This window comes from Rhizobium sp. WYCCWR10014 (assembly GCF_001657485.1).
Taxonomy (GTDB): domain Bacteria; phylum Pseudomonadota; class Alphaproteobacteria; order Rhizobiales; family Rhizobiaceae; genus Rhizobium.
The window spans coordinates 620,064-646,296 of record NZ_LXFU01000037.1; the positions used below are offsets into that span (position 1 = coordinate 620,064).

Sequence of the window (26,233 nt, forward strand, 5' to 3'; positions counted from 1 at the left end):
GATGTGGACAAGGCTCTACGCCCTGATCGTCAAGGAATTGCTCGCCGTCCTGCGTGATCCCAAGGGTCGCGCCATCCTGATCGGCCCGCCGATCGTCCAGCTTCTCGTCTTCTCCTATGCGGCGACGCTCGAAGTCCGCAATGTCGACGTCCTGATCCTCAACCGCGACAGCGGTCACTGGGGCCAGGAACTGATCGAGCGCATCGATGGCTCGCCGACCTTCCGGAAAATCGAGATTGCAGGAAGCCAGACGGAGGTCCGGGCAGCGATAGACAACCAGACGGCCATTGCCGCCCTCGAGATCGGCCCGGACTTTTCCCGCAATATTGAGGCGGGAGCGCCGGCCGATCTGCAGGTGGTGCTCGACGGCCGCCGCTCCAACGCCTCGCAGATCGTCGCGGGTTATCTCTCGCAGATCGGGGCGGCGCTTGCCGCCGAGACGCCGGCCGGCAAACGTGCCGGCGCCGATATCGTCTCGACCGTGCCGCGCAACTGGTTCAACCCGAACCTCACCTATCAATGGTTCATGGTGCCGAACCTCATTGCCAGCATCGCGCTGCTGATTGGCCTGATCGTCACGGCGCTGTCGATCGCCCGCGAGCGCGAGCTTGGCACCTTCGACCAGTTGATGGTCTCGCCGCTGCGCATCCACGAGATCCTGATCGGCAAACTGATCCCGCCGATGATGATCGGCCTCTTCCACATCACCGTCTATATCCTGGCCGCCGTCTTCCTCTTCGAGGTGCCACTGCGCGGCTCGCTCTTCCTGCTGTACGGCAGCGCAATCTTCTATCTCGGTTCGGTCGCCGGCCTTGGCCTGTTCATCTCGGCGCTGTCGATGACACAGCAGCAGGCGATCCTCGGCGCCTTCCTGTTCATGGTTCCGGCCATGCTGCTCTCAGGCTTTGCAACGCCCATCGAAAACATGCCCGGGTGGTTGCAGCCGGTGACCCTGATCAATCCGCTGCGCTATTTCCTGGTGATCGTCAAAGGCGTCTTCCTCAAGGATATCCCCTTGAGCGAGGTGGTGAATCAGACGATCCCGCTGGCGCTGATTGCAGCCGTCACCCTCAGCGCAGCCGCCTGGCTCTTCCGACGGCGGCTGGAATAAACCAGTGCTTCGGCCACCTCACAGAATGTGAACCGGCCTTCCAAAGCGTGACTCTCTCCTGCCGGAACCTCGGATTGGCGCGGTCGTTACTCAAGCGCAACCCCAGCAAAGGAGAAGCAAAAATGTACAAGATCCTACTTGTCTCCAGCGCCCTTGCGCTGTCGTCTCTTGCCACCAATGCTCTGGCTGACGGAGCCGTCACCGGTGCCGCCGGTGGCGCCATCACCGGCGCGATCGTCGGTGGTCCCGTGGGTGCTGCTATTGGCGGCGTGGCTGGCGGTGTCGCCGGTGCCGTTGTCGATCCTCCGCCGCGCGAGGTCGTCACCTATGTCCAGCAGCAGCCGGCCCCGACCGCCTCCGTGGTGGTCCAGGAACCGATCGTCGTCGGCAAGCCGCTTCCAGCAGACGTTGTCGTGACGCCGGTGCCTGACAATCCGAAATACGCTTATACGGTCATCAACAATCAACACGTGATTGTCGAACCCCGCACACACCGCGTGGTGCAGGTGATAGAATAATCAGGCAACCTAAGCCGCCTGTTGCGGCTCGGCAACTTCCGGCCCCGCTTCGGCGGGGCCGTTTTTCGTGCGTCTGCACCAGGTGCCGATCCGCTTAAACAGGCGGAGAAGGTGACGTGGCAGCGTAAACCCCTGCGGCAGCGCCTCTATTGGAATTCGGTCACCGTAAAGCTTGCCTTGTTTGAGCGATAGAATGTGCATGCTGGAAAGCATGAGCCGATCCCCCATCCCGGTTGATGGGATCAGCGTGGCCCACGCGTCATGCTATGTCTTTAAGGTCTAACTAAAAGTTGCAAAAACTTGCAAAGGCCTATAGGCGCGGCCGCATGCCGGCGCGCGCCAGCCCTTCCAGAACCGGCGCAAAACGCTGGGGATCCTTGGCCGGCTGGCCTGCCAGAATGCCTTCCAGCGTTACATCAGGTGCAATCGCTCCGAGCGCGCGCAGGAACTGCTGCGCCTGCTCCATATTGCCGAGATGCGCGTGTGCGGCGATCAGCATCCAGTAGGTCGGGTCGAAATGGGCATTGAGCGCCAGCGAACGTGACGCGTATGAAAGTGCCGCCTCGTAATTGCCGCGGAAGATTTCCGCCATGGCAATGCCCGTCAGCGAAAAACGCGCATCAGGATCGCGGGGTCCCAATCTCACCGCGCGGTGCAGGCGCACGAGCGCATGTTCGATATCGCCGCAGTGCAAGGCGGCAATACCGGAACAGGCCGCCACCAGAAGATCGTTGGGATTGGCCGCAGCGGCAGCCTCCAGCACGGCCATGCCGCCTTCATAATCCTTGCCCACCTGCAACAGCGCCATGCCGCAATGAGCCATCACCCGAGGATCGCCCGCCGAATGCTGGAGCCCGCGACGGGCAAGGCTGATGCATTCCGCCTTGTCGTCCTCTCCAAGCCGCGGCCAGCCCATGGTAATGCGGTGTTCGAGCGCCCAGGCGGCATGCGAAAGCAGCATCGCATTTTCCGGCTCCATGGCGAGAGCCTCCTGCAGCAAGGTATAGGCGGCGGCGTTGCTTTCGATCGACTCGTCGATGATCGCGGCAAGCGCACGCAGATAGAGATCATAAACTGCCGGGCTGTTCGGCCTGTCGCGTCGTGACCTCTGGATTTCGGCGATCTCTATCGCCGGCTCGACGATCGAGGCGACGCGTTCGGTGATACGGTCCTGGAAGGCGAAGATGTGGCTTATGCCGTCTTCAAAATGATCAGCCCAGAGGTTGGCCGCCGTCACGCCGTCGACCAGTTGCACATTGATACGCACCTGCCCGCCTTCCCGCCGGATGCTGCCTTCCAGCAGGTAGCGCACTCCCAATTCCCTGGCCACCTCTCGCACATCGATGCTGCGTCCCTTGTAAATGAAGGCGGAATAGCGCGAGACGACCGAAAAGGAGCGGAAGCGCGCAAGGGCCGTGATGATCTCCGTCACCACGCCATCGGCAAAATAATCCTGATCGACATCGCCGCTGAGATTGACGAAAGGAAGAACCGCGACGGAAGGCAGCTGCGGCGCTGCAGGCGCCATCCCTGCATCGTCCTGGCGCGGCAGGCGATAACCGACCCTGGGAACGGTGACGATCCAGTCCGTGCCATCGGACCTTGCGCCCAGAAGCTTCCTGAGCGTGGCAATCTGAACCGTGAGGTTGCCTTCTTCCACGGCAAGCCCCGGCCAGGCCCGCTCTATCAGATCCGCCTTGGTGACGACCCGGCCCTCGGCCTCCAGCAGCATGCCCAGCAGCGCTACCGGCCGCGCTCCTGTCGCAACGGACTTCCCGTCCCGCCACAGGATTCCTGTCACGGGATCGTAAACGAACGGACCAAAGGAGAGCGTCGAGCTGACCATGCAGAAGCATAGCGTGAAAGTCTCGCAAACGAAAAGCGGATCAACGCGCCGATGCGCTGGATAAGCTGCCGTCGGATGAACGGCGGCCTATCCAGCGGACAGGATCAGACCTTCAGCTCGCGCCGCTCGCGCTCGGTCACCATCGCAAGGTCGAGCACCTTCTGCAGGTTGGCGGCGTGGCGGAAGTTCGGATCCGGCTGGATGCCGCTTGCCACGGCCTCGGCAAAACGCTGGTAGTTGGTCGCCACCGGTTCAACCTCGATCTTCGTCCAGGTGGCGGTTTCGACATCCTCGCCGAGGCAGCCATGCAGCTCGGAGCCGCTGGGACGATGGATGACCTCAAGGCTGCCTCTCTCGCCATAAATGCGCAGCTTCAACTCGTTCAGATGCCCTGTCGCCCAACGGCTGGCATGGATGACGCCGAGTGCACCATTGGCGAAATCGACAGACATGGTGAAGCTGTCATTGGCATCGAGCAGATATTCGCCGATCTGGCCGCCCGGCGCCTTGTTAAAGGTCTTCAACCGCGCAAAGACGTGGTCGATGTCGGTCGCCGCACCATAGGCGGCGAAATCGAGGATATGGATGCCGACATCGCCGAGCACGCCGTTCGAACCGTGCCCGGTGGAAAGCCGCCAGAGCCAGGTCGATTCCGTGCGCCAGTCGCCCCAGGCGCGCGACACCAGCCAGCTCTGGAGATAAGAGGCTTCCACGTGCCTGATCGTGCCGAGCTCGCCGGCGAGCACCATCTCACGGGCGCGCTGCAGCGGCGCCACGTTGCGATAGGTGAGGTTCACCATGTTGATGACGCCGGCTTTTTCGGCCGCCTCCGTCATCTCCAGCGCCTTCGCATAATTCTCCGCCAGCGGTTTTTCGCAGAAGACGTGCTTGCCGGCGGCAATCAGAGCCATCGTCGTCGGGTGATGGATGCGGTCGGGCGTCACGTTCGTCGCCGCATCGAATTCACCCCAGGCGATCGCCTCCTCCAGTGAAAGAAACCGCTTTTCGATGTTGAACTTGTCGGCGAAGGCCGAAAGCCGCTCAGGATCGGTGTCGACGGCGCCGACCACCGTCACGCCGTCGATCAGGGGGAAGCGAGCGAGCTGGTTTTTCGCCATCACGCCGGTGCCAAGAACGAGTAGTCGCATGGATGCTCCTCAGCGGTAACCGGCTTCGCCGGAGTGGTGCAGTTTCGGGCCGCGTTCGACGATCGGCTCCAGTGCTTTTTCTACCGGCACATTTGGGGCGTCGGTGATACCAGTCAACGACCCCTGAGGGTTATAAGCCCACTTCACACCATTGATCAGCACCTTCTGGACATTGACGTCGTGATAGGTGGGATAGGTCTCGTGGCCGGGGCGGAAATAGAAGATATTGCCGGCGCCACGGCGCCAGGTCAGGCCCGAGCGGAACACTTCGCCGCCCTGGAACCAGGAGATGAACACCGTTTCGAGCGGCTCCGGCACCGAGAACTGCTCGCCGTACATTTCCTCGTTCTCAAGCTCGAAATGCTCGCCGATGCCTGCGGCGATCGGATGGCGCTGATTGATCGTCCACAGACGCTCGCGCTCGCCCGCCTCGCGCCATTTCAGCGCGCAGGGCGTGCCCATCAGCCGCTTGAAGATCTTGGAGAAATGGCCTGAATGCAGCACCAGCAGGCCCATGCCTTCCCAGACGCGCTTGGCGACACGCTCGACAACGACATCGGAGACCGCGCCGTGATCCTTGTGGCCCCACCAGGTCAACACGTCGGTCTCAGTAAGGCGGGCTTCGCTGAGGCCGTGTTCCGGCTCCTGCAGCGTCGCTGTCGTCGCCGAGATATCGGAATCGCTATTCAACGCGTTGGCGATCGTCGTGTGCATGCCTTCGGGATAAATATCCCGGACGATGGCATTGGTATTCTCGTGGATATTCTCTCCCCAGACGACGGTGCGAATGGCCATGATGTGCTCCTGTAGAACCTGGAAGTATCGATAGGCGGGAAGGCAGGATTCAAAGCGCTTTGGAAAACAGCGCTGGCTGCGCCTCGTCTCCTCCACGTCCAAAGAACACATAGACCTTTGTCAGTATTTTGACAAAGGGGAAAATTTACCGGCCGGAGGCGGAGAAACCGCCTGCCAATATCGCAGCAATATCAATGCGAAACGGATTTCGAGAATAGATTGACGACCACAACGCCCGATATGATCAGCCCGAGCCCCACGACTGCCGGCAGGTCGAGGCGCTGCTTGAAGAAGACCAGACCGACCGAGGAAATCAGCACGATTCCCAAAGCGCTCCAAATCGCATAGGCGATACCGACGGGGATGCTTTTCAGCGTGAGCGACAGGCAATAGAAGGCGGCAGCATAACAGGCGACGACGAGTGCCGTCGGCCCGATGCGGGTGAACTGCTGCGATAGCTGCAGCGCGGTCGTGCCGATGACTTCGAGCACGATAGCTGCAAACAGCAGCCCGTAGACGGCGGCCTGGCTCATGGCGGATTCCTTTTCGAATTACCTGCCGGTCAGTTCGACAAGGCGATCGATAAGATCCCGCCTCAGAACGCCGTTGATATCATGGCTTTCCAACGTGTCCGCGAACCAAAGTCCGTCGGCGGCGAAACGCACGACTTGCGTGTCGAGGGAGGAATCGGTGCCGATATATTCCTCGGCTCGCGCCTGCACCCATTGGCGCCAGCGAAGACGCAGCCGGGGCTCGGCAAGAAGCGCGATCGTCACTTGCGTCCAACTCCGGGAATCGTCGGGGCGTTCCTTGAGACCGGATACCGCTCTGAGATAGGCGCGGGTGAAGCGCCCCTGCGGCAGCGGATCGCCGCGCATCAGTTCCTCTATATCGGCGTCGAACTTTTCGAGCAGGCTCTCGAACAGGGCATCGAGCAGCGCATTCTTTGTTGGGAAGTGATGCAGCAGCCCACCCTTGCTGACGCTGGACGCAGCGGAAACCGCATCGAGCGTGACGGCGGCCATGCCGTCGCTGGCAGCAAGGCGCGCGGCGACCTCCAGCAACTGCTGGCGCACGAGCACGGGCTGTTTCTTGCGATGATGAGCGTTCGACATGCAAATAAAAGATACCGTCCGGACGGTTTTGTCAAGAGGAATCGGCCACGCCCTTCCGTCCCGGCATTATGCGCGAAATGCCGCGGCACCTTGATGACAGTTGCGATCATTTTCCGCCCGGTGCATGAAGGGCCTGGGGGATCAGGATGGCATGGGATGGTTTCGTGACGGAAAAGGTCACCACACTCTATGAGGCGATCGGCGGCGATCCTGTCGTACGGGCGTTGACGCACCGCTTCGACGAGCTGATGGACACGCTGCCGGAGGCGAGAAACGTGCGCGCCGTGCACCCGCCGAGCCTTACGGGCAGTGAAGAGAAATTCTACGAGTATATGAGCGGTTATCTCGGCGGCCCCCCGCTCTATACCGACAAGCGCGGCCATCCGCGCCTGCGCAGCCGCCATTTCGTCGCCGAGATCGGCCCTGTGGAGCGCGACGAATGGCTGCTCTGCTTCCGCCGCGCCCTGGACGAGACGATCGCAAGCCAGGCGCTGCGCGATCTCATCTGGGCGCCGGTGGAACGGCTCGCCTATCACATGCAGAACAAGGTCCCCGACAACAAGGAACAACCATGAGCTTGAACGCGCGTCTGGAGCCGGTGCTCTATCTCTTCGCCGGCCTGTTCGGCGTTGCCGGCGTGGCGCTTGCCGCCCTTGCTGCCCACGGCGGCGGCGAGGCCAATCTTGCGGCATCCGCATCTGCCATGTGCCTTGCCCACGCCCCCGCCCTGCTGGCATTGGCGCTCGGCAACGCCAGGCTTAGAACCGCCTGGCTGGCCGGTTTGCTAATGATTGTCGGAACACTGCTTTTTGCGGGCGATCTCGTCACCCTGCGATTTGCCGGCTCCGGCCTCTTCCCCTATGCCGCGCCGACCGGCGGCTGGGCGATGATGCTTGGCTGGCTGGCCGTTGCGGCAGGCGCTGTCTTCCGGGTTAAGGCGTGAGAAGCGTCGGGGCGGCTCCCCTTCTGAAGACGCGCTCGTAAAATCGCTCGCGGCATGCGGGATATAGAGGCGGCTGACGGGAAGTTTCGCCTCTCCTCCCTCATCCTGTGACAAGCACAGTAATGACGGGAGGGGAGGTGCAGAGCGAATGGAAAAACCAAGCATTAGCGAGGCAAACCGCTTAACCTCGATCAGCTCCAGCCGGCTTGCTCCTGCAAGTCGAAGCTTCAACACCCGGGCGTCGCTTTCCCGCCTTTGCGCATGAAAACCGCAACAACCAAAATTAAATGCCGTCGACCACGTTAAAGCCTTCGAAGACCGGCGGCCCCTTGTAGATCGCCTTGTGATCGCCGGCATTGCGGTGCGCCGCGCGAAAGCTCTCGGACTTAGTCCAGTTCTGAAAATCCGCTTCGCTTTTCCAGACCGTGTGCGAGGAATAGAGCGTATAGCCCTCCTCTTCGTTGGCCTTGCCGCGCAGCAGGCGGAATTCGACGAAACCAGGCACCTCGGGCAGGCTGGAATCGCGATTACGCCAGACCGTCTCGAAATCGCCTTCGCTGCCGGTTGCAACCTTGAAGCGGTTCATTGCGATATACATGGAATCTCCCTACGATTTCCTCTTGCCCGCCCTTGCAGAACGCAAGGGAAAGGCGAGAACATTATCGCCGTTTGCCGCTGCTGGGCCAAGCGGTCTTGTTGTCGCTTCCCCGGGCATGCGCGCTTCCCAGGTCGGGAACAGCGTCACATTCTGGTAGATCTGCTGGCGTTCGGCATGCTGCTGGAAAAGTTCATAGAGTTCGGGCACGAGGCCCTCGCCTGTCTGCGCGGCGAGCTTATGCAGGCCGATCATGGTGAAGCCGTCGGGGCGCTGGTCGTTCATCGGGAATTGTCTCGTTCGCTCATCGTCTGCAGCGCACGCTCCAGGCTGGACTTGCTGCCGTTGCGAAGCGGGATGAAGGTCTTGCTGAACTTCTTGCAGCCGGTCTTCACACGCAGGCAGGCATCGTGGCTGATACAGTCGATGGGGCAGAAGACGCAGTCGACCGAGGGAAGCAGAGTATCGATGCGGGAAACCGCTTCGCGCAGACCGCCATCATGGTGGATGAGCTCAGCGCCGAAATTGCTGGCGATCTGGCGAAGATGCGCCACCTGGCAGTCACGGCCACCGACATAGAGGAAACTGCGGCCATCCAGTTTGGACCGTCCGAGGGATGCCTGACCGGTGTCCTCGCCCGCGCTATCGCGGACCTCCCGGTTCGAACCCTTCTTGCCCTTGCGAGCCATATGCCACCCGTTCGCTCGTTGATCGTCACACGATTCCTGCGTGTGCGGGTGGACCTTATTAAACTTGATTTTTAGAGTAAAGTATAAAGTTGATTGTTTTTATCATATTTTATCGAGAGGTAACCTGAACCTCCTGAGTGAAGCTCCAGCTAGCCTTGCCCCACTGGGGGGGCAATGGCGGAAACGGCGCGGCGCGGCGCACGCCGTCAAGAGCAGCCTTGTCCAACTCCGGAATACCTGAACTGCCGGCAACGGAGACTGAGGACAGCCTACCCGTTCCATCAATCGTCAATCTGACGCGCACGGAAATGGCCTCGCCCATTCTCTTGTATTCGTTAGGCACTCGAATTGCGCGGCGAATACGCTTCTGCACCTTGCCTGGATAATTCGCTACAGCTGCGCTTCCAATGCCGTCGCCTCTGCCCGCTGTCGTTGCCATGCCATTAAACTCTGGCGCGTCCTGACCGGTCGCTACGCCCCTCGTCGTGTCTTTGCGATCCGTGCCATTTTTTCCACCCGTAGGCTCCACCTTCTTCCGAGGCTGCTTCTTTTCATCCGGTTTCGGCTTTTCAATCTTCGACTTCGGTTGCGGCTCGGGCCTTTCTTCAGGCTCCGGCGAGACTTCGGCAGCCTCGACTGGCTTCACTTCCTCTGGCTGAACTTCGGTCGGCTGCACCGTCGCCACCTGTTCTGGTACTGTAGTCGGCATGATTTCAGGCGCGGGCTGCTCCGGCACTGCCATTGCCATCGGCTGTGCGACGAAAGTTTCGGCAGGATTCTGAGAAACAAGAATCTCCGGCTCCGCGGCTACAACTGTCTCGGGCGAAGCACGTGTCACCTCCTGCGAAGGCGACACGGCTTCCACAGATTCGGCCTCAACTGGTTTCGCCTGCTCGGGCTGCATCTCTGTTGGTTGAACTTCGTCAGTCTCAGTGGTCGATTGGACCGTAGCCGGCTTAACCTCCTCAGCGGCAATTTCCTCCGGCTTCACTTCCAGCTCGGGATCACCTGCCGACGTCTGGTCAACATCGAAGTCACCAAATACGACGACGCTGACGGCCTCACCGGCATCTTCAATCACTTCGTTCGGTGGTTTCGGCACAAACAGAGTAAGAGCGACCACCAAACCTGCATGGAAAAAGAACGACCCGACACAAGTCAGCGCCACCCGTCGCCGCACCGGCTTCTTCTCGTCTTCCTGCTTTTCGACCGCCGCATCCATCGGCGGCGCGGCGGCGACAGCATCCGACGCGGTTTCCGGATGATCGGGAAAGGAGGAGATTTGCGCGAAGCGCGCATAATGGACCACAGCCTCGCCGGCGGGCTGCCGCTGCACATTGCGCAGGTCGGAAAGCTCGTGGCCGGGATGCATGTTATTGTCGTTCAGACCGCCGTCAGCGTCCGGCTCCCCGATGAGCACCTGTCTCGATCTGGTCTTCGCTGAAATTGCCATTTGTATGCCTCGGACAGCCTGAAACATGTCCGCCGGGAATCATCCCCGGCGTATTCTTAGCCCTCGAAGGGAACCGAAATCTGCGAGCGGGTGACGAGACCCTTCATGCATTCGCCGGCCGCCGGACCGTCGCAGACAGGCGTATCGTTGATGAGGATGCGCGTGACCGTCTCGCACTTCACATTCGGCATATCGAACTGGCGCACGCGCTTCTTGCCCTGCGGCAGATCGCGGAAGTCGAGTACGGTGATGCGGTCGACGGCATTCTTGTCGTTGAAGAAGGCAAGCTCGAAGGAGATCTTGTTGATCGGCGTCTGGAGATTGTTCTCGGCGACGAAGGTCATCATGCAGCCCTTTTGCGATGGCGCCAGAGCGTTGAGCTCGACATCCAGTTTGGCGGTTGCCGCATCCTGCGCCTGGCATATACCTGAAACCGCCATCACCATGCCGGCTGCAACAGCCGCAAACCTCACCGTCATCATCTTCTCCGCCATTGTCGCGAACCGCCGCCAGGCAGCCTCATATCAGCAATCTCAAAAACTTGACTGCATTAGTCTCCTATTGCGTCTTTAAAAAACTATGAGTAAGAAAGTCAAGATAATTGTCATCACAACCGGGGACCCTGATCACCGGCCTCACGGAATTGCCAACCGAAATGATGGTTGAAAAGCCAGATAACTTTAAGCACGTGCCGCTGCAGAGCGAGCCTGCGGCGCAGCACCGGATCGTCGAAAGCGCGGATCTTTTCCGCGGCACGAACGAGATCATGATTAGACACGACGGCCTGGTCTATCGCCTGAAGATCACCCGTCAGGGCAAGCTCATTCTCAATAAGTAGGGTAGGACATGACCGAACAGACAAGACCGGCGCCAGCCGAAATCCGCGCGTTTCGCGCTGAGAATCCGAAACTGCGCGAGCGCGATATCGCCGCCCAACTGAAGATTTCCGAGGCAGCCCTCGTCGCCGCCGAAACCGGTATCAGCGTGACGCGCATCGATGGCAGCGCGCTGAAGCTTCTCGAGCGCGTGGCCGGCCTCGGCGAAGTGATGGCGCTGTCGCGCAACGAAAGTGCCGTTCACGAGAAGATCGGTGTCTTCGAAAACATCAAGAGCGGCGCGCAGGCCGCGATCGTTCTCGGCGAGAATATCGATCTGCGCATCTTCCCGAGCCGCTGGGAGCATGGTTTCGCCGTATCCAAGAAGGATGGTGACCAGGAGCGCCTCAGCCTGCAATATTTCGACAAGGCGGGCAACGCCGTGCACAAGGTGCACCTGCGCCCGAGCTCGAATGTCGAGGCCTATCACGCAATCGTCGCCGAGTTGAAGCTGGAAGACCAGTCGCAGCAATTTGTCGAGGCTGAGACCCTAAATGCCGTCGATGAAACCGCCGACGTCAGCCGCGACGAGCTGCGCGACAACTGGAGCAAGCTCACCGATACGCATGAGTTCTTCGGCATGCTGAAGCGCCTGAAGATCGGCCGCCAGGCGGCTGTGCGCACCGTCGGCGACGACTATGCCTGGAAGCTCGACAACAGCGCGACGGCAGACATGATGCATGCCTCGGTGAAATCCGGCCTGCCGATCATGTGCTTCGTCGCCAATAACGGCATCGTCCAGATCCATTCCGGCCCGATCTTCAACGTGCAGCCGATGGGTCCGTGGATCAATATCATGGACCCGACCTTTCACCTGCATCTGCGCCAGGATCACATCGCCGAGACCTGGGCCGTACGCAAGCCGACCACGGACGGCCATGTCACCTCGCTGGAGGCTTACAATGCCGAAGGCAAGATGATCATTCAGTTCTTCGGCAAGCGGAAGGAAGGTTCCGACGAACGCGCCGAGTGGCGCGAGATCATGGAAAACCTGCCGCGGGCAGCAAGTGTGGCCGCATAAGGATCGCAACGATGACGATGCGTAACAATCTGCGCCGGATCCGCCCTTGGGAACTGGCCCTGACGGCGGCGGTCATGGCGCTGCCGCTGATCCCGACGGGGCCGATCGAAGGCTTCTCCTTCGTTCGTGCCGCTCACGCCGAGGAAAAGAAGCTCGACACGTCGCGCCTGGTTTCGGTCGGCGGCGACATCACCGAGATCGTCTATGCGCTCGGCGAGGAAAGCCGGCTCATCGCCCGCGACACGACGAGCATGTATCCTGAGGCGGCGCTGAAGCTGCCCAACGTCGGTTACATGCGTGCGCTCTCGCCGGAAGGCATCCTCGCCATGAACCCGACGGCAATCATCGCCGTCGAGGGTTCGGGCCCACAGGAAGCGCTGGCCGTGCTGAAGAATGCCAGCGTGCCCTTCGAGACCGTGCCGAGCGCCTTTACCCGCGACGGCATCATCGCCAAGATCGACCGCGTCGGCACGCTGCTGGGCGTGCCCGACAAGGCGAAGGCACTTGAAGAAAAAGTCGCAGCCGATCTCGACGCGGCGATCGCCGATGCCGAAAAGCGCCCGGAGGCCGAGCGTAAGCGCGTTCTCTTCATCCTCAGCGCCCAGAACGGCCGGATCATGGCATCGGGCACCGGCACGGCCGCCGATGGCATCGTCAAGCTCGCCGGCGCCATCAACGCCGTCGGCGCATTCCCGGGCTACAAGCCGCTGACGGACGAGGCGATCATCGAAGCCAAGCCCGACATCATCCTGATGATGAACCGCGGCGACGGCGCAGGCACCAAGAACGAGGACCTGCTGGCTCAGCCGGCGATAGCACTGACGCCGGCAGGCGAGAAAAAAGCGATCATCCGAATGGATGGCGTCTACCTGCTCGGCTTCGGCCCGCGCACCGCAGCCGCCGCGCGTGAGCTCAACACGGCGATCTACGGGGGCTGATCATGGCCCTGCCGCAAGCCATGATGGAACAAAGGCGACGATTCCCGATGGCGGACATCCGCGAAATCAGGCAGGCGGGCGACAGGACGCGGCTCGCCTTGCTGGCGATCGCGCTGCTCGTCGTCGGCTCGGTCTTTTCGATGCTGTTTTCGGTGACGACAGGCGCCTCGGATGCCTCGATCCTCGACGTCATCAGCAACATGGCCGGCTCCGAGGCGGCGCTCAGCACGCGTGACCGGATCATCATCTTCGATATCCGCCTGCCGAGGGCGATCCTCGGTTTCGTGATCGGCGCTTCGCTGGCCGTTTCCGGCACGGTGATGCAGGGCCTGTTCCGCAATCCGCTAGCCGATCCCGGCCTCGTCGGCGTCTCCTCCGGTGCAAGCCTCGGCGCGGTCGCAATGATCGTGCTCGGCGGCGGCATCGCTGCTCCGCTCGAAGCACTTCTCGGTATCTACGCTCTGCCGACGGCGGCCTTCGGCGGCGGCCTCGTCACGACGCTGCTGCTCTACAGGATCGCCACCCGCCATGGCCAGACCTCGGTGGCGACGATGCTGCTTGCCGGCATCGCGCTCGGCGCACTCGCCCTCGCCATTACGGGACTGCTGATCTACATGGCCAACGACCAGCAGCTGCGCGACCTGACCTTCTGGAGCATGGGCTCGCTTGCCGGCGCCACCTGGACGAAGATCGCCGCCGCCAGCCCGATCATCCTGTTGTCCTTCACCGCCCTGCCCTTCATGGCCCGCGGCCTCAATGCCATCACGCTCGGCGAGGCGGCCGCCTTTCATATGGGCGTTCCGGTGCAGCGGCTGAAGAATGTCGCGATCGTCGGTGTCGCTGCGGCGACCGGCGCGTCCGTCGCCGTCAGCGGCGGCATCGGTTTCGTCGGGATCGTCGTGCCGCATATCCTGCGCATGGCGATCGGCCCCGACCATCGTTTCTTGCTGCCAGCCGCAGCTCTTCTCGGCGGCTCTCTGCTGATCTTCGCGGATGTCCTGGCGCGTACCCTGGTTGCCCCGGCCGAGCTGCCGATCGGCATCATCACCGCGGCGGTCGGCGGACCGTTCTTCCTGTGGATCCTGCTGCGGCAGCGTTCGCGCCTTGCCCTGTGAGTGACCCCGGTGAGTGACCCCCGCGAGTGACATTTAGATGATCGAAGTTTCCGGCGTCTCCGTGCGCCTTTCCGGCAAAGCCATCATCAGCGACGTCTCCTTCACCGCAAGAGCCGGGGAGCTGACGGCGATTGCCGGGCCGAACGGCTCCGGCAAGACGACGACGATGAAAGCCATCTCCGGTGAACTTGCCTATGGCGGCTCGGTGCGCATCGGCGGCAAAGAGGTGAAGGTGCTGAAACCCTGGCAGCTTGCTGCCATTCGTGGCGTGCTGCCGCAGGCAAGCACCATCTCCTTTCCCTTTACCGTGCGCGAGATCGTCCGCATGGGCCTGACATCAGGCCTCAACCTGCATCCCGACAAGGCCGAGCAGACGGCGGCGGCAGCGCTTGCATCCGTCGACTTGACCGGCTTCGAAGGCCGTTTCTATCAGGAACTCTCCGGCGGCGAGCAGCAGCGTGTGCAGCTTGCCCGCGTGCTCTGCCAGATCGCCGAGCCCATCATCGACGGCAAGCCCTGCTGGCTGCTGCTTGATGAACCGGTCTCGAGCCTCGACATCAGCCACCAGCTGACCATCATGACGCTCGCCCGCAATTTCTGCGAACGCGGCGGCGGTGTCATCGCCGTCATGCACGATCTCAACCTGACGGCGCTCTTTGCCGACCGCATCGTGCTGATGAAATCCGGCCGCCTCGCCGCCGCCGGCAACATCGGCGAAGTGCTGACGAACGAAACGATGCTCTCGGTGTTCGGCTGCGCGCTGCGCATCAACCAGGTGCCGGCCGATGGCACGCCCTTTGTGCTCGCCCACAGCGCCATTTCCCGCCCCTGAACGCCGCGCGGGCGGAACTTTTGATCGCCCGGCACGTTGTCGGCAGTGATCTGGGTCAATGCCGGGCGATATCATTCATGCAACGGACGGTGGTGACCCTCGTGCGAAATAGGCGGGCTTGCGCGCGCCCCAGCCAATGGAGACAGCCATGAGCTATTCTATCTTCCAGTCCGGCCGCAGCCGCCGCAACGGGACCTTCCACAATTTGGAATCCGGCATCGAGGAGCAGGTCGAGGCGCTGCGCGGCGAACTCGCGGAACTGACGCGCCTCGTCGGCAAGAGCTCACGCCACCAGGGCGAAAAAATCCGCAGCCAGGCCGGCGCAGGCTATGAGGAACTGCTCGGCCGCAGCGAGGATCTGCTGCGCGAATTGCAGCACGGCTATGAGCGCGGCGCGACGGAAATGCGCGATACCGTGCGCAAGCATCCGCTGGCAACCATCGCCGCTGCAGCCGCTTTCGGCCTTGCCATCGCCTTCCTCGCCCGGCGCTGAGGAAGCGCGATGCTATTTTCGATCCTCAGCCTGCTGACGGGGGCAAGCGTGCACCGGACCGTTGCGCGCGCAAAGCGCAATGGCATCTTCATTGCGCTTGCCGTGCTCTTCCTTCTCACCGCCTATGCGCTGGCCGTCACCGCCGGCGCCATCTGGCTCGCCGGCATCTACGGCCCGGTCGGCGCTGCCCTCTTCCTGGCCGCCTGCGCGCTGCTGATCGCAATCATCGCCCTGGTGGCGATGTCAATCATCAACGCCCGGGAAGCACGCCGCGCCCGTGAACGCCGTGCGTCGCTCGAATCGCTGGCAACGGTGGGGCTCGGTCTTATCCGCGCCCAGCCGCTGCTGACCGCCGGTGTTCTGGCAGCAATCGTCGCGGCCAATCTGGTAGGTTCAAAGCGCGAGGATTGATGGCGGGACAAGGCCGCCCCGCACCAAAACCAGGGAGAAGGCCACTCAATTGGTATGGGATGGATGCTTTAACGGCTCATCCCATCTCTCCAGCCTTCAGTTCCTGGTGTCCGGAGCGGCGCGCGAAGTCCACTCATGCTTCGGCCGTTGAGCATCAAGCCGGAGGAGTCTGGGGCAGGCCAGAGCGGGATAGCTGCTCTCCAGACCGATTGCCAGCCCCTCGGGAGAGTTTTATCTTGAGTGGGTATAGGCTATGCAACGTTGTCTACGGTTTAAGAGTTCGTGGACAACCGCTCATGCACGCCGGCAGTAATCCAGCCACGGCGCGTCCGCGCCGTGAGTGAACCAATACCAAGTGGAAAGAGTCTTTCGCGCCCAAGGACTTGGGCGCACTTGATTCCTGCGACAAGCACAGGAATGAGGATGAGAGGTAGTGCCTCGAATGGCCGTCCCATCCCGTGGAGCCCGTCCTTCTCCCCACCCTTCAACGCAAAAAAGCCGGCTCCCCGAAGGTAGCCGGCTTTCCTCCCAAATATAACTCCTGTCAGAATGCGAAAGCCTTCGATGTCAGCGGCGCGGACGTAGCGTCGGGGCCGAAATCAGCCTCGCCTGATATCTGTAGCAACTCCTGCAGCCGCTGACGGGCCCGGTTGACGCGGCTCTTGATGGTGCCCACGGCACAACCGCAGATTTCGGCCGCCTCCTCGTAGGAAAAACCCGAGGCACCGACGAGGATGATCGCCTCGCGTTGATCCGGCGGCAACTGGTCGAGCGCCTTCTTGAAGTCCTGCAGATCGAGAGCGCCATATTGCGAGGGGTGCATCGCCATCGATTCGGTGAACAGCCCGTCGCTGTCCTGCACTTCGCGGCCACTCTTGCGCATCTGGCTGTAGAGTTCGTTGCGCAGGATCGTAAAGAGCCAGGCCTTCATATTGGTGCCCATCTCGAAATGATCCTGTTTGGCCCAGGCTTTCATGATGGTGTCCTGCACGAGATCGTCGGCACGGTCGTGCCGCCCGATGAGCGAGATTGCGAAGGCGCGAAGACTTGGGAGTGCCGCCAGCAGTTCCCGCTTGAAGCTGGGTTGCGATTTATCTTCCATGCGGGCGATCCTATTCGGCCATCTTGGCAGAAGCCATCATTTCAGCATGGTCGAGCTTTTCGAGAAGGTCGAGAAAACGATCGGGGATCGCCTCATCCTGTGCGGCCGAATAAAGCGACCGCAGCCTGACGCCGATCTGATTGTTCGGGTCCAGGATGTCGCTTGCCCGCAGCTCCAGCTTTCGCTGATCGGCTGCTTCTTTCTTGCGTGTAGTCATCAATTCGTCTTCTCGCCGGTTGTCTGTTCGAGGGGCGTGGATGGGATCAATCACGATTTCAACCATCGACATCGAACGTTCGATTGTCGATGTCGCTGGTATTTGCCGGTGCATGGGTCAAAACGCTACGCCCTTTCTTCGTCGGCTGGAATAATGCGGCGCAACGAAAAAAGTTCCTGCCGTTCCGGAACTTTTTTATCAAGGCGGCGTTAACCGCTCATTGAAGCCAATGCCGGCCTGTATGCAGGAGCCCATTAATGACACTTTCTACTCGGATTGCGCCGCACCTTCCTTATCTGCGCCGCTATTCCCGCGCCCTTACCGGCACTCAGACTTCGGGCGACGCTTATGTCGCCGCCGTTCTCGAAGCCATCATCGCCGATCTGTCGATTTTCCCAGATACAGCGAATGACCGGGTCGCACTCTACAAACTGTTCACGCAACTGTTTGGTTCCACCGCAGTCCAGATTCCAGAGCCGACCTCGCCCTATGCCTGGGAGCAACGCGCCACGCTGAACCTTTCCAAGGTTTCACCGCGCGCCCGTCAGGCCTTCCTGCTCGCCTCCGTGGAGAATTTCCGCGTCGCCGAAATCGCCGAAATTCTGGATACCGAGGAACAGGATGTCATGCATCTGCTCGACGTAGCGTCGCAGGAGATTTCCCGTCAGGTCGCAACCGATATCATGATCATCGAGGACGAACCGCTAATCGCCATGGATATCGAGCAGATGGTCGAGAGCCTCGGCCATCGCGTCACCGGCATTGCCCGTACGCATGCCGAGGCCGTTGCGCTCTACAACAAGACCAAGCCGAGCATGGTGCTAGCCGACATCCAGCTTGCCGATGGCAGCTCCGGTATCGACGCAGTGAACGACATCCTCAAGACGTCGAGCGTACCGGTGATCTTCATCACCGCTTTCCCAGAACGGCTTCTGACCGGCGAGCGCCCGGAACCGACTTTCCTTGTCACCAAGCCGTTCAATCCCGACATGGTCAAGGCATTGATCAGCCAAGCTCTTTTCTTCAATGAATCGACCAGAGTAGCCGCCTGAGACGCAATTTTCCGACCTTCGGAACCAAATCGCCAAAGCAGGCGTTCCGGTGCTACCGGGACGCTCCGGTGGCTTTAACGGTTTTTGCAGCGCTTTGTTCTAGAGTTGGCAGGCGGTGTCTGGAAGGGCGCTCCCTTCAGCGACGTTCAAGATGTCACAAGGAAAGGCGGCCGAGTGAATACGACTGAACCATTGTCCGGCATGCCTTTTACCGTCGAAGGCAAAGCCGCAATGATGGAACGCGCGCTCGGCAGCGCCGGGATTTCGATCCTCTGCCAGGACGCCCGACTGTCGATTTTCTACGCCGAAAATCTCCCACCGCATTTTGCCGCGCTCTTTGCACCCGGCAGCAGCGACGCTGTCCTTTTTGGGGATGCGCACGGCCGTTATCTGACGGCGCTGAAGCACAAGGTGCTGGAAACCGGCATCCCTAACAATGCCGAAGTCGAGATCGACGTCGACGGCGAAAGACGCACTTATGAACTGAAGATCCAGCGCACCGGCGAACGCGGCGCACATGGACTTCTATCCGTGATGGCTGAAGTCACCGAAAGCCGGCATCGCGAAAAAGTTCTGAAATCGCTGCTGCGCGAACTCTCACACCGCTCGAAGAACCTTCTCGCCATCATCCAGGGCATTGCCACCCAGACGGCCCGCAACACGCTCTCTCTCGACAGCTTCCTCCTCAAATTCCGCGGACGGCTGCAATCGCTTTCCAACTCGCAGGACCTGATTACGGATTCGAGTTGGCGCGGCGCCTATCTCTTCGAACTCGCCGAAAAGCAGTTTGCTCCCTATTGGCCGGAGACGGCCGGCTCCATGCCGATCTATGGCATCAACGCTCACCTGACGCCGAATGCCGCCGTGCATCTCGGGCTCGCTCTCCACGAACTCATCGTCAACTCCGCCTCCTTCGGTGCTATATCAGGCGGTGCCGCCTCCATCACGCTGAATTGCCGCGAAGCCATGATCAACGACAGAAAGGCGATCGAAGTCGCCTGGGCGGAAGTTCTTCATGATCAGACAGAAGTTCACGAATTCAGCGACAACAGCTTCGGCCGCACCGTGCTGGAGCGTGTCGTGCCTTCGTCGGTTAACGGCAAGGCGGAGTTGAACCTCGTTCCCGGCCGCATCGAATACCGTCTGACCATTCCGGAAACCGAATTCGAGATCTTCAAGCGGGTGTGAAAGCCCCGGAGACAGCCGAGAACGGAAAAACAGCCGGTGCGAGGGCGGCGCACCGGCTGTCTTCACTCACCGGGAGGGGACCGTGAGTACGTCCGGATAGTGGGTTGGGGGCGCGCATGTTGGGTCGATGCGATCACCATCCGGATATCGCAATAACGGCGACATCAAAGTTTGGTTCCCTGCCATCCGAAAAAAATTCGACTTTTTTGAATCTTTTTTCGGAGGCCCGGCGACGCTGTTCGCCCCAGCTATTTCGTAGGCACGGGCTGCCGAAAAAATTGCCTCTCCCTCATGAAAACAAGGGCTTGAGTGCGCCAGGCGCAACAAAATTGCCAAAATTTTACCGTTTGATAAATTTTTAAACCTGAGTTACGCTTTCCCTCACAGGCCGTTTACCAATAATGAGGGAACTTCAATGGAACGACTGGAAACCGGGATCCATGCCGGCCGGCTTTCGCCCGCCGAGTATGAGGCAAATTTTTCCGATCTGCATCCACGCCTCGACAATCACGAGGCGCTGGTCGCCGCCGACCGCTGTTATTTCTGTTATGACGCGCCGTGCATGACGGCCTGTCCCACCTCGATCGACATTCCGCTGTTCATTCGCCAGATCTCGACCGGCAATCCGATCGGCTCGGCAAAGACGATCTTCGATCAGAACATCCTCGGCGGCATGTGCGCCCGCGTCTGTCCCACCGAAGAACTCTGTGAACAGGCCTGCGTGCGCAACACCGCTGAAGAGCGCCCCGTCGAGATCGGCCGCCTGCAGCGTTATGCGACCGATGCCGCCATGCAGGCCGGCCGGCAGTTCTATGCCAGGGCCGAACCGAGCGGAAAGACGATCGCCGTTGTCGGCGCAGGCCCGGCCGGCCTTGCCGCCGCCCATCGGCTGGCCGTGAACGGCCATTCCGTCGTCATCTATGATGCCAGGGAAAAATCCGGCGGTCTCAACGAATACGGGATCGCCACTTACAAGACCGTCGACGACTTCGCCCAGAAGGAAGTCGATTACGTCCTTTCGATCGGCGGCATCGAGGTCCGGCATGGACAGCTTCTCGGCCGCGATTTCTCGCTTTCCGATCTGCAAGCCCAATATGACGGCATCTTCCTCGGTATCGGACTTGCCGGCGTCAACGCGCTGCGCATCGAGGGCGAAAACCTTACAGGCGTCGACGACGCCGTCGATTTCATCGCCGCACTCCGCCAGGCCCCAGACAAGGGCGAAATCGCCGTCGGCCGCCGCGTCGTCGTCCTTGGCGGCGGCATGACGGCGATCGACGCTGCCGTGCAGGCAAAGCTTCTCGGCGCCGAGGAGGTGACGATCTGTTACCGCCGTGGCAAGGAGCAGATGAACGCGTCGGAATTCGAGCAGGATCTGGCAAGCTCCAAGGGTGTCATCATCCGCCACTGGCTGGCGCTGAAATCGATCTTGTCGCAGGATGGCAAAGTCGCCGCCATCGAGGTGGAATATACCAAAATCGTCGATGGCCGCCTCGTCGGCACCGGCGAAACCGGTGTAATTGCCGCCGACCAGATCTTCAAGGCAATCGGTCAGAGCTTTGACGCCTCCGGTCTCGGTTCGCTGCGCATGGAATCCGGCCGCATCGCTGTCGATGGCGAAGGCCATACCTCGCTCGGCGGCGTCTGGGCCGGCGGCGACTGCGTCTTCGGCGGCGACGATCTCACGGTTTCGGCCGTCGCCCACGGTCGCGATGCAGCTGAATCCATCCATCGTGCCCTCACCGCAGCAGCCGCTCCGGCTGTCGCAGTTGCTTGAAGGGGAGAATGAACAATGGCTGATCTCCGCAATAATTTCGTCGGCATCAAATCCCCGAACCCGTTCTGGCTGGCGTCTGCGCCGCCGACCGACAAGGCCTACAACGTCGAGCGCGCCTTCAAGGCCGGCTGGGGCGGAGTAGTCTGGAAGACGCTGGGCGAAGAAGGCCCGCCGGTCGTCAACGTCAACGGCCCGCGTTACGGCGCGATCTGGGGCGCCGACCGCCGCCTGCTCGGTCTGAACAATATCGAGCTCATTACCGACCGCGACCTCTACACCAACCTGCGGGAAATGAAGCAGGTGAAGATGAACTGGCCGGACCGGGCACTGATCGCCTCGATCATGGTGCCCTGCGAGGAAGAGGCCTGGAAGGCGATCCTGCCCTTGGTCGAAGAGACTGGCGCCGACGGCATCGAGCTCAATTTCGGCTGTCCACACGGTATGTCAGAGCGCGGCATGGGCTCGGCCGTCGGCCAGGTGCCTGAGTATATCGAGATGGTCGTGCGCTGGTGCAAGCAGTACACCCGCATGCCCGTCATCACCAAGCTGACGCCTAACATTAGCGATATCCGCCGCCCCGCCCGCGCCGCCAAGGCCGGCGGCACGGATGCCGTGTCGCTGATCAACACGATCAATTCGATCGTCTCCGTCGATCTCGATAACTTCGCCCCTAACCCGACGGTCGGCGGCAAGGGCAGCCATGGCGGTTATTGCGGCCCGGCGGTGAAGCCGATCGCGCTCAACATGGTGGCCGAGATCGCCCGCGATCCCGAAACCTACGGCCTACCGATCTCCGGCATCGGCGGTATCACCACCTGGCGCGACGCGGCCGAATTCCTCGTGCTCGGCGCCGGCAACGTCCAGGTTTGCACGGCGGCGATGACCTACGGCTTCAAGATCGTCCAGGAGATGATCACGGGTCTCTCCGACTGGATGGACGAGAAGGGCCACCGCAACCTCGAAGATATCACCGGCCGCGCCGTCCCCAACGTCACCGACTGGCAATATCTGAACCTCAACTACATCGCCAAGGCGAAGATCGATCAGGACGCCTGCATCAAATGCGGCCGCTGCTACATCGCCTGCGAGGATACCTCGCACCAGGCGATCACCAACTTCGTCGACGGCGTTCGCCATTTCGAGGTGATGGACGAGGAATGCGTCGGCTGCAATCTCTGCGTCAGCGTCTGCCCGGTCGAGAACTGCATCACCATGGAGCAGCTTCCCGCTGGCGCCCTCGACAAACGCACCGGCCGCGTGGTCGACCCCAACTACGCCAACTGGACGACGCACCCGAACAACCCGATGGCGCGCCAAGCGGCGGAGTAAGGATCTGCAACGCTGCGGCAATCCGCGGCATGTCGTGACCTGTGAAAACGGCGCCCTTCACGGAAGGGCGCCGTTTGTTATTTGTGGTCAGTCCATGTGATTGCAGATTACAGCTTGAAACTCTTGACTTCGTTGCCTCTCTCGATGGTCCGGTTGGCGATGAAGCGCCCGGATTTGGCCGCCTCCTGCTTCTCCAGTTCGAGATGCCGCAGCATTGCCTCCAAACGCCGGAGCGCCAGGGCCTTGTTGCGGTGCTGGGAACGCTCGTCGCGTGCGGTCGCGACGAGACCCGTCGGCCGATGCAGGACGCGAACCGCGCTGTCGGTCGTATTCTGGTGCTGCCCGCCCGGCCCGCCGGCTCTCAGCGTCTCGAAACGCAGGTCCGAGGGATTGATCGTCACCTCGCCACCGCCTGGTTGTGAATCGATACGCTGAACAGCGACGTACCAGTTCTGCCGTTTGTGGCCCGGACGCACCTGGCTCTTGAAGGTGAAGCGGATTGTGCCACAGTAGTCTGTGGCGATCCGCTCCGCCTCGAAACCGTCGAGGCTGACGATCGCCGACTTTGCACCGTGCTGATCCGGCATCGGGCCAAGATTGGTTTCGAAAGAGCAACCGAGCCGTACAGCCTCCCGCTCGAGAATGTCGAGAAGCGCCGACAGCGCCATGCGGCATTCCACCGGGCCGTTGCCCGCGGTAATGAGAAGATCAATAGCGCTCATGGCCACGCCCTCCTTCCCTGCGATATTCGGGTTTTCGCCGACGCTGCTCGGCCTCCACTTCGTCAACCGCCTTCTTGAAAGTGACAAGCGGCCGCATGCTGGCGAGCCCGATGATCAGGCCCTCACTTTGCAGATCGGCCATCACCTGCCCGGCATCCTTGTATGCGGATGCCGCTTCCTCAACGACAAGCGCACGATCGTCGCAAATGGCGACACCGCCCCAGGAGTTGCGCAGCAACTGTTCCCGTTCGGAACGATTACGGCCGACACGCCCAAGCATGGTGGCGCGGTCATATTTGCGACCGGCCCCATGCGAGATGCCGTTAAGCGAGCGGCTAACGCCTGATGTCGCGAGAACCACATGGCTGAGGCTCGCGCGAGATCCCGCAATCGGCGCGAGCTCGCCGGCTGCGACGGTCGCTGCACCCTTGTAGTGCACAAAACCACGATCGCAGGAACGAACGAGATTGTGTGGCACATCAGCGATAAGGCGCAGATCGGCACGAAGCGCTGCGGCGGCCCGCGCAGCGATCAATCGCCGGTTCAGTGATGCCCAGGCAACGCACCGATCATGGCTCGCAAGCCAGGCGGCGCCCGCCTCCGAACCGGGATCGAGACCGGCTGCAAGTCCTGAATGAGCGGCCACCGTCTCCGAAAATACGGCGGCACCAAGAGCACGCGAACCGGAATGAACCAGCAGATAGAGCCCCTGATCGTCCAGGCCAGCTGTATGTCCGCCATCGGCAAGATCTTCCACGGCCTGCAACTCGCAGAAATGATTGCCGCCACCGATCGTGCCCAGTGCACCGGGCGACAGATCGATAGGCAGACCGGCTTCCACAAGCAGCTCGGAGGCGTCGCCGATCGCCTGCGCTTCAAGCCGGCGAAGCCGTTCCGCCGCCTTGTCGACCTTCAGCTTGCGCAAAGGCAGGTCCAGGCCGAAGAGCGACATGCCGCAGCCGATATCGTTACCGATCAGCAGCGGGTGCAACTGGGACGACAACAATGCCACGCCGGTCGCACCATATTTTCCGGGGTGCAGATCCGGAAAGGCGGCGATTTCCAAAACACCCGGCAGCCGGGACATTTCGTCAAGTTGGTCTAAAGCGGCGCCTTCGATCCAGGAGCTACCGGAAAAGAAATGATTGATGACTGCCGGATGTGCCGACGACGTCATCGGGGAGCTTTCGCGCCCAATGGAATTGCCCATGATAATGAACTCTGGATATGAGTGGTCTTTCATCGCCAAAATGGCGACGTTCAACCGGCATTCATCGGCCCGTTGGCCGAGTTAAGCCGAAACCCTCTCGGGGCGTACTGAGATATTCGTCATCGTGGCGCTCCCTTTCCAGAAACAATCGAGAGCGCCCCTTTAAGTGAAATGGCAAAGAAATGCAAGCATGGGATGCTCTAACCGCCGAATGACTTCCGATAGGCATTGGGGCTGGTCCCCAGTCGCCTGCGAAAATGATGGCGCATGGTCGCCAGTGTTCCAAAGCCGCTGGCGGCAGCGATATCATCGAGCGAAACGGCAAGTTCCTTCTCCAGCAGGTCGCGGGCATGCCGCAGCCGCTCCGTGAGCAGCCATTCGCCGACGCTGAGGCCCGTCGTCGCTTCGAAGCGCCTCTGGAAGGTGCGCATACTCATGCCGGCTCTTTTGGCAAGCAGGCTGATCGGCTGCTCCTCGGACAGGCTTTCGCGCATCCATTCGATCAGCGGCCCCAGGCGGATGCCCTCGCGTTCCTCGGGAACCGGCGCGTGAATGAACTGCGCCTGTCCGCCTTCGCGGTGCGGCGGCACGACGAGGCGGCGGGCGACGCTGTTTGCGGCCTCCGAACCGAAATCGCCGCGCACCACATGCAGGCAGAGATCGATGCCGGCGGCACTCCCCGCCGCCGTCAGCAGGCTGCCCTCGTCCATATAGAGAACGTCGGCATCGAGCGCGATCTCGGGATAACGTGCGGCGATCGAGGCGACATAGCGCCAATGTGTCGTCGCCCTGCGGTTGGCAAGCAGCCCCGATCCGGCAAGAACCGCAACACCGGAGCAGAGCGACATGATGCGCGCGCCGCGCTGATGCGCTGCCCTGAGCGCTGCGGCGAGCAGTGCCGGCACCGGCGCATCGATTGCTCGCCAGCCGGGCACGACGATCAGGTCCGCCTCATCGAGCACCTCCAGGCCCTTGTCGACCGCGACCGTCAGTCCTCCCGCTGCGCGAAGCGGCCCCGGCTCTATGCCGCAAACCGAGAAACGATACCAATCCTCACCCATCTCCGGGCGCGGCAGGCCGAAGACCTCGTAGGCGATGCCGAATTCGAAGGTGCAGAGCCCGTCATAGGCAAGCGCTGCGACCAGCGGTCCTTTGGTCTGCTGCGGCGATGAGTTTGGCATGATCTTTACGCTGTCAGTCATGAAGGCCAATTTCGCAAAGCTTTAGCATTGGCGATACCAGGCGGCAATTCGAACCCAAAAGGAAATCGCAAATGCCAAGCCCCGTCGCAGAAATCCCCGCCGCCGCCGCTGAAATCGCCGCCGCCCATTTTGGAGCCAAGCTTGCCTTCGAGACCGATTGCTCCGATGTCCACGCCGTCTTTGCATCGGGCAAGGTCGATTTCGTTCTCCTCGACGCGCGCTCGCCGACGCTCTTTGCACAGTCCCACGTTCCCGGCGCCATCAACCTGCCGCATGGGAAGATGACTGCGCATCGCATGTCGTTCTGGCCCTCCGATACGCTTTTTGTCGTCTATTGCGCCGGCCCGCATTGCAACGGCGCTGATAAGGCCGCACTTCGCCTCTCCCGTCTCGGGCTGTCCGTAAAGCTGATGATCGGCGGCATGACCGGTTGGGCCGATGAAGGCTTCATCTTCGAACAGGGCGTTTCCACTGCCGCCTGATGACAGGGCCGCGTGTCTCTTTAGACCCGCGGCCCTGTAACACTTTGAATCGCC

At 61.3% G+C, this 26,233-nt stretch carries 33 protein-coding genes; 17 read left to right on the plus strand and 16 right to left on the minus strand.

Features of this window, described 5'->3' with window-relative positions:
* Window position 1 precedes the first annotated feature (1 nt).
* Complete coding sequence (locus A6U98_RS19780; RefSeq protein WP_064652115.1) at window positions 2-1,111, plus strand: ABC transporter permease; 1,110 nt, start codon at window positions 2-4, stop codon at window positions 1,109-1,111.
* A gap of 122 nt (window positions 1,112-1,233) precedes the next feature.
* Window positions 1,234-1,629 carry a DUF1236 domain-containing protein gene (locus A6U98_RS19785; RefSeq protein WP_003542187.1) on the plus strand — a complete coding sequence of 132 codons (396 nt, stop codon included), beginning with the start codon at window positions 1,234-1,236 and terminating at the stop codon, window positions 1,627-1,629.
* A 9-nt stretch (window positions 1,630-1,638) separates the two neighbouring features.
* Here the strand turns inward: A6U98_RS19785 and A6U98_RS19790 are convergent, their stop codons facing one another.
* The 6 genes from A6U98_RS19790 to A6U98_RS19815 form a co-directional block, all read right to left on the minus strand.
* The gene (locus A6U98_RS19790; protein WP_064652116.1) at window positions 1,639-1,842 is read right to left on the minus strand and encodes a hypothetical protein; all 204 of its coding nucleotides are present in this window, start codon (window positions 1,840-1,842) and stop codon (window positions 1,639-1,641) included.
* 97 nt (window positions 1,843-1,939) lie between these two features.
* Window positions 1,940-3,475, minus strand: a complete 1,536-nt coding sequence (locus A6U98_RS19795) for a winged helix-turn-helix domain-containing protein (protein WP_064652117.1) — start codon at window positions 3,473-3,475, stop codon at window positions 1,940-1,942.
* Window positions 3,476-3,579: 104 nt separating this feature from the next.
* Complete coding sequence (locus A6U98_RS19800; RefSeq protein ID WP_003542190.1) at window positions 3,580-4,623, minus strand: Gfo/Idh/MocA family oxidoreductase; 1,044 nt, start codon at window positions 4,621-4,623, stop codon at window positions 3,580-3,582.
* A 9-nt stretch (window positions 4,624-4,632) separates the two neighbouring features.
* The gene (locus A6U98_RS19805) at window positions 4,633-5,418 is read right to left on the minus strand and encodes a ThuA domain-containing protein (RefSeq protein WP_064652118.1); all 786 of its coding nucleotides are present in this window, start codon (window positions 5,416-5,418) and stop codon (window positions 4,633-4,635) included.
* Window positions 5,419-5,609: 191 nt separating this feature from the next.
* A complete protein-coding gene (locus tag A6U98_RS19810) occupies window positions 5,610-5,951 on the minus strand; it encodes an SMR family transporter (RefSeq protein WP_018243243.1) in 342 nt (113 codons plus the stop codon).
* Window positions 5,952-5,969: 18 nt separating this feature from the next.
* On the minus strand, window positions 5,970-6,533 hold the full coding sequence (locus A6U98_RS19815) for a TetR/AcrR family transcriptional regulator (protein ID WP_064652119.1): 564 nt from the start codon (window positions 6,531-6,533) through the stop codon (window positions 5,970-5,972).
* A gap of 164 nt (window positions 6,534-6,697) precedes the next feature.
* On the opposite strand from A6U98_RS19815, the gene A6U98_RS19820 reads away from it, so the two are divergent.
* Together A6U98_RS19820 and A6U98_RS19825 are read left to right on the plus strand one after the other, a co-directional pair.
* A complete protein-coding gene (locus tag A6U98_RS19820) occupies window positions 6,698-7,108 on the plus strand; it encodes a group II truncated hemoglobin (RefSeq protein ID WP_064652291.1) in 411 nt (136 codons plus the stop codon).
* Window positions 7,105-7,476: a DUF423 domain-containing protein gene (locus tag A6U98_RS19825; protein WP_064652120.1), complete on the plus strand. Its 372-nt coding sequence runs from the start codon at window positions 7,105-7,107 to the stop codon at window positions 7,474-7,476. The genes A6U98_RS19820 and A6U98_RS19825 overlap by 4 nt, the downstream gene beginning before the upstream one ends.
* A gap of 283 nt (window positions 7,477-7,759) precedes the next feature.
* Here the strand turns inward: A6U98_RS19825 and A6U98_RS19830 are convergent, their stop codons facing one another.
* The 5 genes from A6U98_RS19830 to A6U98_RS19850 form a co-directional block, all read right to left on the minus strand.
* Entirely contained in the window at window positions 7,760-8,074 is a 315-nt protein-coding gene (locus tag A6U98_RS19830) for an antibiotic biosynthesis monooxygenase (protein ID WP_027663899.1), read from the minus strand.
* Window positions 8,075-8,083: 9 nt separating this feature from the next.
* Window positions 8,084-8,356 carry a hypothetical protein gene (locus A6U98_RS19835; RefSeq protein WP_064652121.1) on the minus strand — a complete coding sequence of 91 codons (273 nt, stop codon included), beginning with the start codon at window positions 8,354-8,356 and terminating at the stop codon, window positions 8,084-8,086.
* Window positions 8,353-8,760, minus strand: coding sequence for a DUF2325 domain-containing protein (locus A6U98_RS19840; protein WP_064652122.1), 408 nt, complete (start codon window positions 8,758-8,760; stop codon window positions 8,353-8,355). Before A6U98_RS19840 ends, A6U98_RS19835 begins: the two co-directional genes overlap by 4 nt.
* A 109-nt stretch (window positions 8,761-8,869) precedes the next feature.
* Window positions 8,870-10,213 (minus strand): TonB family protein, encoded by a 1,344-nt coding sequence (locus A6U98_RS19845; RefSeq protein WP_064652293.1) that lies wholly within the window; start codon window positions 10,211-10,213, stop codon window positions 8,870-8,872.
* Between the two features lie 56 nt (window positions 10,214-10,269).
* A complete protein-coding gene (locus tag A6U98_RS19850; RefSeq protein ID WP_064652123.1) occupies window positions 10,270-10,692 on the minus strand; it encodes a hypothetical protein in 423 nt (140 codons plus the stop codon).
* Between the two features lie 176 nt (window positions 10,693-10,868).
* Between A6U98_RS19850 and A6U98_RS19855 the strand changes: the two genes are divergently transcribed.
* From A6U98_RS19855 to A6U98_RS19885, 7 genes are all read left to right on the plus strand, one after another.
* Complete coding sequence (locus A6U98_RS19855; RefSeq protein ID WP_012758649.1) at window positions 10,869-11,051, plus strand: hemin uptake protein HemP; 183 nt, start codon at window positions 10,869-10,871, stop codon at window positions 11,049-11,051.
* 8 nt (window positions 11,052-11,059) lie between these two features.
* Window positions 11,060-12,109: a ChuX/HutX family heme-like substrate-binding protein gene (locus A6U98_RS19860; protein WP_064652124.1), complete on the plus strand. Its 1,050-nt coding sequence runs from the start codon at window positions 11,060-11,062 to the stop codon at window positions 12,107-12,109.
* An 11-nt stretch (window positions 12,110-12,120) separates the two neighbouring features.
* The gene (locus A6U98_RS19865) at window positions 12,121-13,047 is read left to right on the plus strand and encodes an ABC transporter substrate-binding protein (RefSeq protein WP_064652125.1); all 927 of its coding nucleotides are present in this window, start codon (window positions 12,121-12,123) and stop codon (window positions 13,045-13,047) included.
* Between the two features lie 2 nt (window positions 13,048-13,049).
* Window positions 13,050-14,162, plus strand: coding sequence for an iron ABC transporter permease (locus A6U98_RS19870; RefSeq protein WP_064652126.1), 1,113 nt, complete (start codon window positions 13,050-13,052; stop codon window positions 14,160-14,162).
* Between the two features lie 37 nt (window positions 14,163-14,199).
* A complete protein-coding gene (locus tag A6U98_RS19875) occupies window positions 14,200-14,994 on the plus strand; it encodes a heme ABC transporter ATP-binding protein (protein WP_064652127.1) in 795 nt (264 codons plus the stop codon).
* A gap of 148 nt (window positions 14,995-15,142) precedes the next feature.
* The gene (locus A6U98_RS19880) at window positions 15,143-15,487 is read left to right on the plus strand and encodes a DUF883 family protein (RefSeq protein ID WP_064652128.1); all 345 of its coding nucleotides are present in this window, start codon (window positions 15,143-15,145) and stop codon (window positions 15,485-15,487) included.
* Window positions 15,488-15,496: 9 nt separating this feature from the next.
* On the plus strand, window positions 15,497-15,898 hold the full coding sequence (locus A6U98_RS19885; RefSeq protein ID WP_064652129.1) for a hypothetical protein: 402 nt from the start codon (window positions 15,497-15,499) through the stop codon (window positions 15,896-15,898).
* 544 nt (window positions 15,899-16,442) lie between these two features.
* Here A6U98_RS19885 and A6U98_RS19890 read toward each other — a convergent pair.
* Both A6U98_RS19890 and A6U98_RS19895 read right to left on the minus strand, forming a co-directional pair.
* Window positions 16,443-17,000, minus strand: coding sequence for an RNA polymerase sigma factor (locus A6U98_RS19890; protein ID WP_003542247.1), 558 nt, complete (start codon window positions 16,998-17,000; stop codon window positions 16,443-16,445).
* A 10-nt stretch (window positions 17,001-17,010) separates the two neighbouring features.
* Window positions 17,011-17,217 carry a NepR family anti-sigma factor gene (locus tag A6U98_RS19895; protein WP_003542250.1) on the minus strand — a complete coding sequence of 69 codons (207 nt, stop codon included), beginning with the start codon at window positions 17,215-17,217 and terminating at the stop codon, window positions 17,011-17,013.
* A gap of 89 nt (window positions 17,218-17,306) precedes the next feature.
* Between A6U98_RS19895 and A6U98_RS38035 the strand changes: the two genes are divergently transcribed.
* The 5 genes from A6U98_RS38035 to preA all read left to right on the plus strand — a co-directional run bounded on the left by A6U98_RS38035 (window position 17,307) and on the right by preA (window position 22,563).
* Window positions 17,307-17,441, plus strand: a complete 135-nt coding sequence (locus A6U98_RS38035; RefSeq protein WP_280818216.1) for a hypothetical protein — start codon at window positions 17,307-17,309, stop codon at window positions 17,439-17,441.
* Window positions 17,442-17,474: 33 nt separating this feature from the next.
* The gene (locus A6U98_RS19900; protein WP_003561916.1) at window positions 17,475-18,269 is read left to right on the plus strand and encodes a response regulator; all 795 of its coding nucleotides are present in this window, start codon (window positions 17,475-17,477) and stop codon (window positions 18,267-18,269) included.
* Window positions 18,270-18,461: 192 nt separating this feature from the next.
* Complete coding sequence (locus A6U98_RS19905) at window positions 18,462-19,457, plus strand: HWE histidine kinase domain-containing protein (protein ID WP_197496413.1); 996 nt, start codon at window positions 18,462-18,464, stop codon at window positions 19,455-19,457.
* 415 nt (window positions 19,458-19,872) lie between these two features.
* A complete protein-coding gene (locus tag A6U98_RS19910) occupies window positions 19,873-21,234 on the plus strand; it encodes an NAD(P)-dependent oxidoreductase (RefSeq protein WP_064652130.1) in 1,362 nt (453 codons plus the stop codon).
* A gap of 15 nt (window positions 21,235-21,249) precedes the next feature.
* Window positions 21,250-22,563 (plus strand): NAD-dependent dihydropyrimidine dehydrogenase subunit PreA, encoded by a 1,314-nt coding sequence (preA, locus tag A6U98_RS19915; protein WP_003561920.1) that lies wholly within the window; start codon window positions 21,250-21,252, stop codon window positions 22,561-22,563.
* A gap of 107 nt (window positions 22,564-22,670) precedes the next feature.
* Here preA and prfH read toward each other — a convergent pair whose 3' ends face one another.
* From prfH to ftrA, 3 genes are all read right to left on the minus strand, one after another.
* On the minus strand, window positions 22,671-23,285 hold the full coding sequence (gene prfH, locus A6U98_RS19920; RefSeq protein ID WP_064652131.1) for a peptide chain release factor H: 615 nt from the start codon (window positions 23,283-23,285) through the stop codon (window positions 22,671-22,673).
* Window positions 23,272-24,495, minus strand: coding sequence for an RNA ligase RtcB family protein (locus A6U98_RS19925; protein ID WP_064652132.1), 1,224 nt, complete (start codon window positions 24,493-24,495; stop codon window positions 23,272-23,274). The genes prfH and A6U98_RS19925 overlap by 14 nt, the downstream gene beginning before the upstream one ends.
* A 200-nt stretch (window positions 24,496-24,695) precedes the next feature.
* Complete coding sequence (ftrA, locus tag A6U98_RS19930; protein WP_064652133.1) at window positions 24,696-25,697, minus strand: transcriptional regulator FtrA; 1,002 nt, start codon at window positions 25,695-25,697, stop codon at window positions 24,696-24,698.
* A 71-nt stretch (window positions 25,698-25,768) separates the two neighbouring features.
* On the opposite strand from ftrA, the gene A6U98_RS19935 reads away from it, so the two are divergent.
* On the plus strand, window positions 25,769-26,179 hold the full coding sequence (locus A6U98_RS19935; protein ID WP_064652134.1) for a rhodanese-like domain-containing protein: 411 nt from the start codon (window positions 25,769-25,771) through the stop codon (window positions 26,177-26,179).
* Window positions 26,180-26,233 lie beyond the last annotated feature (54 nt).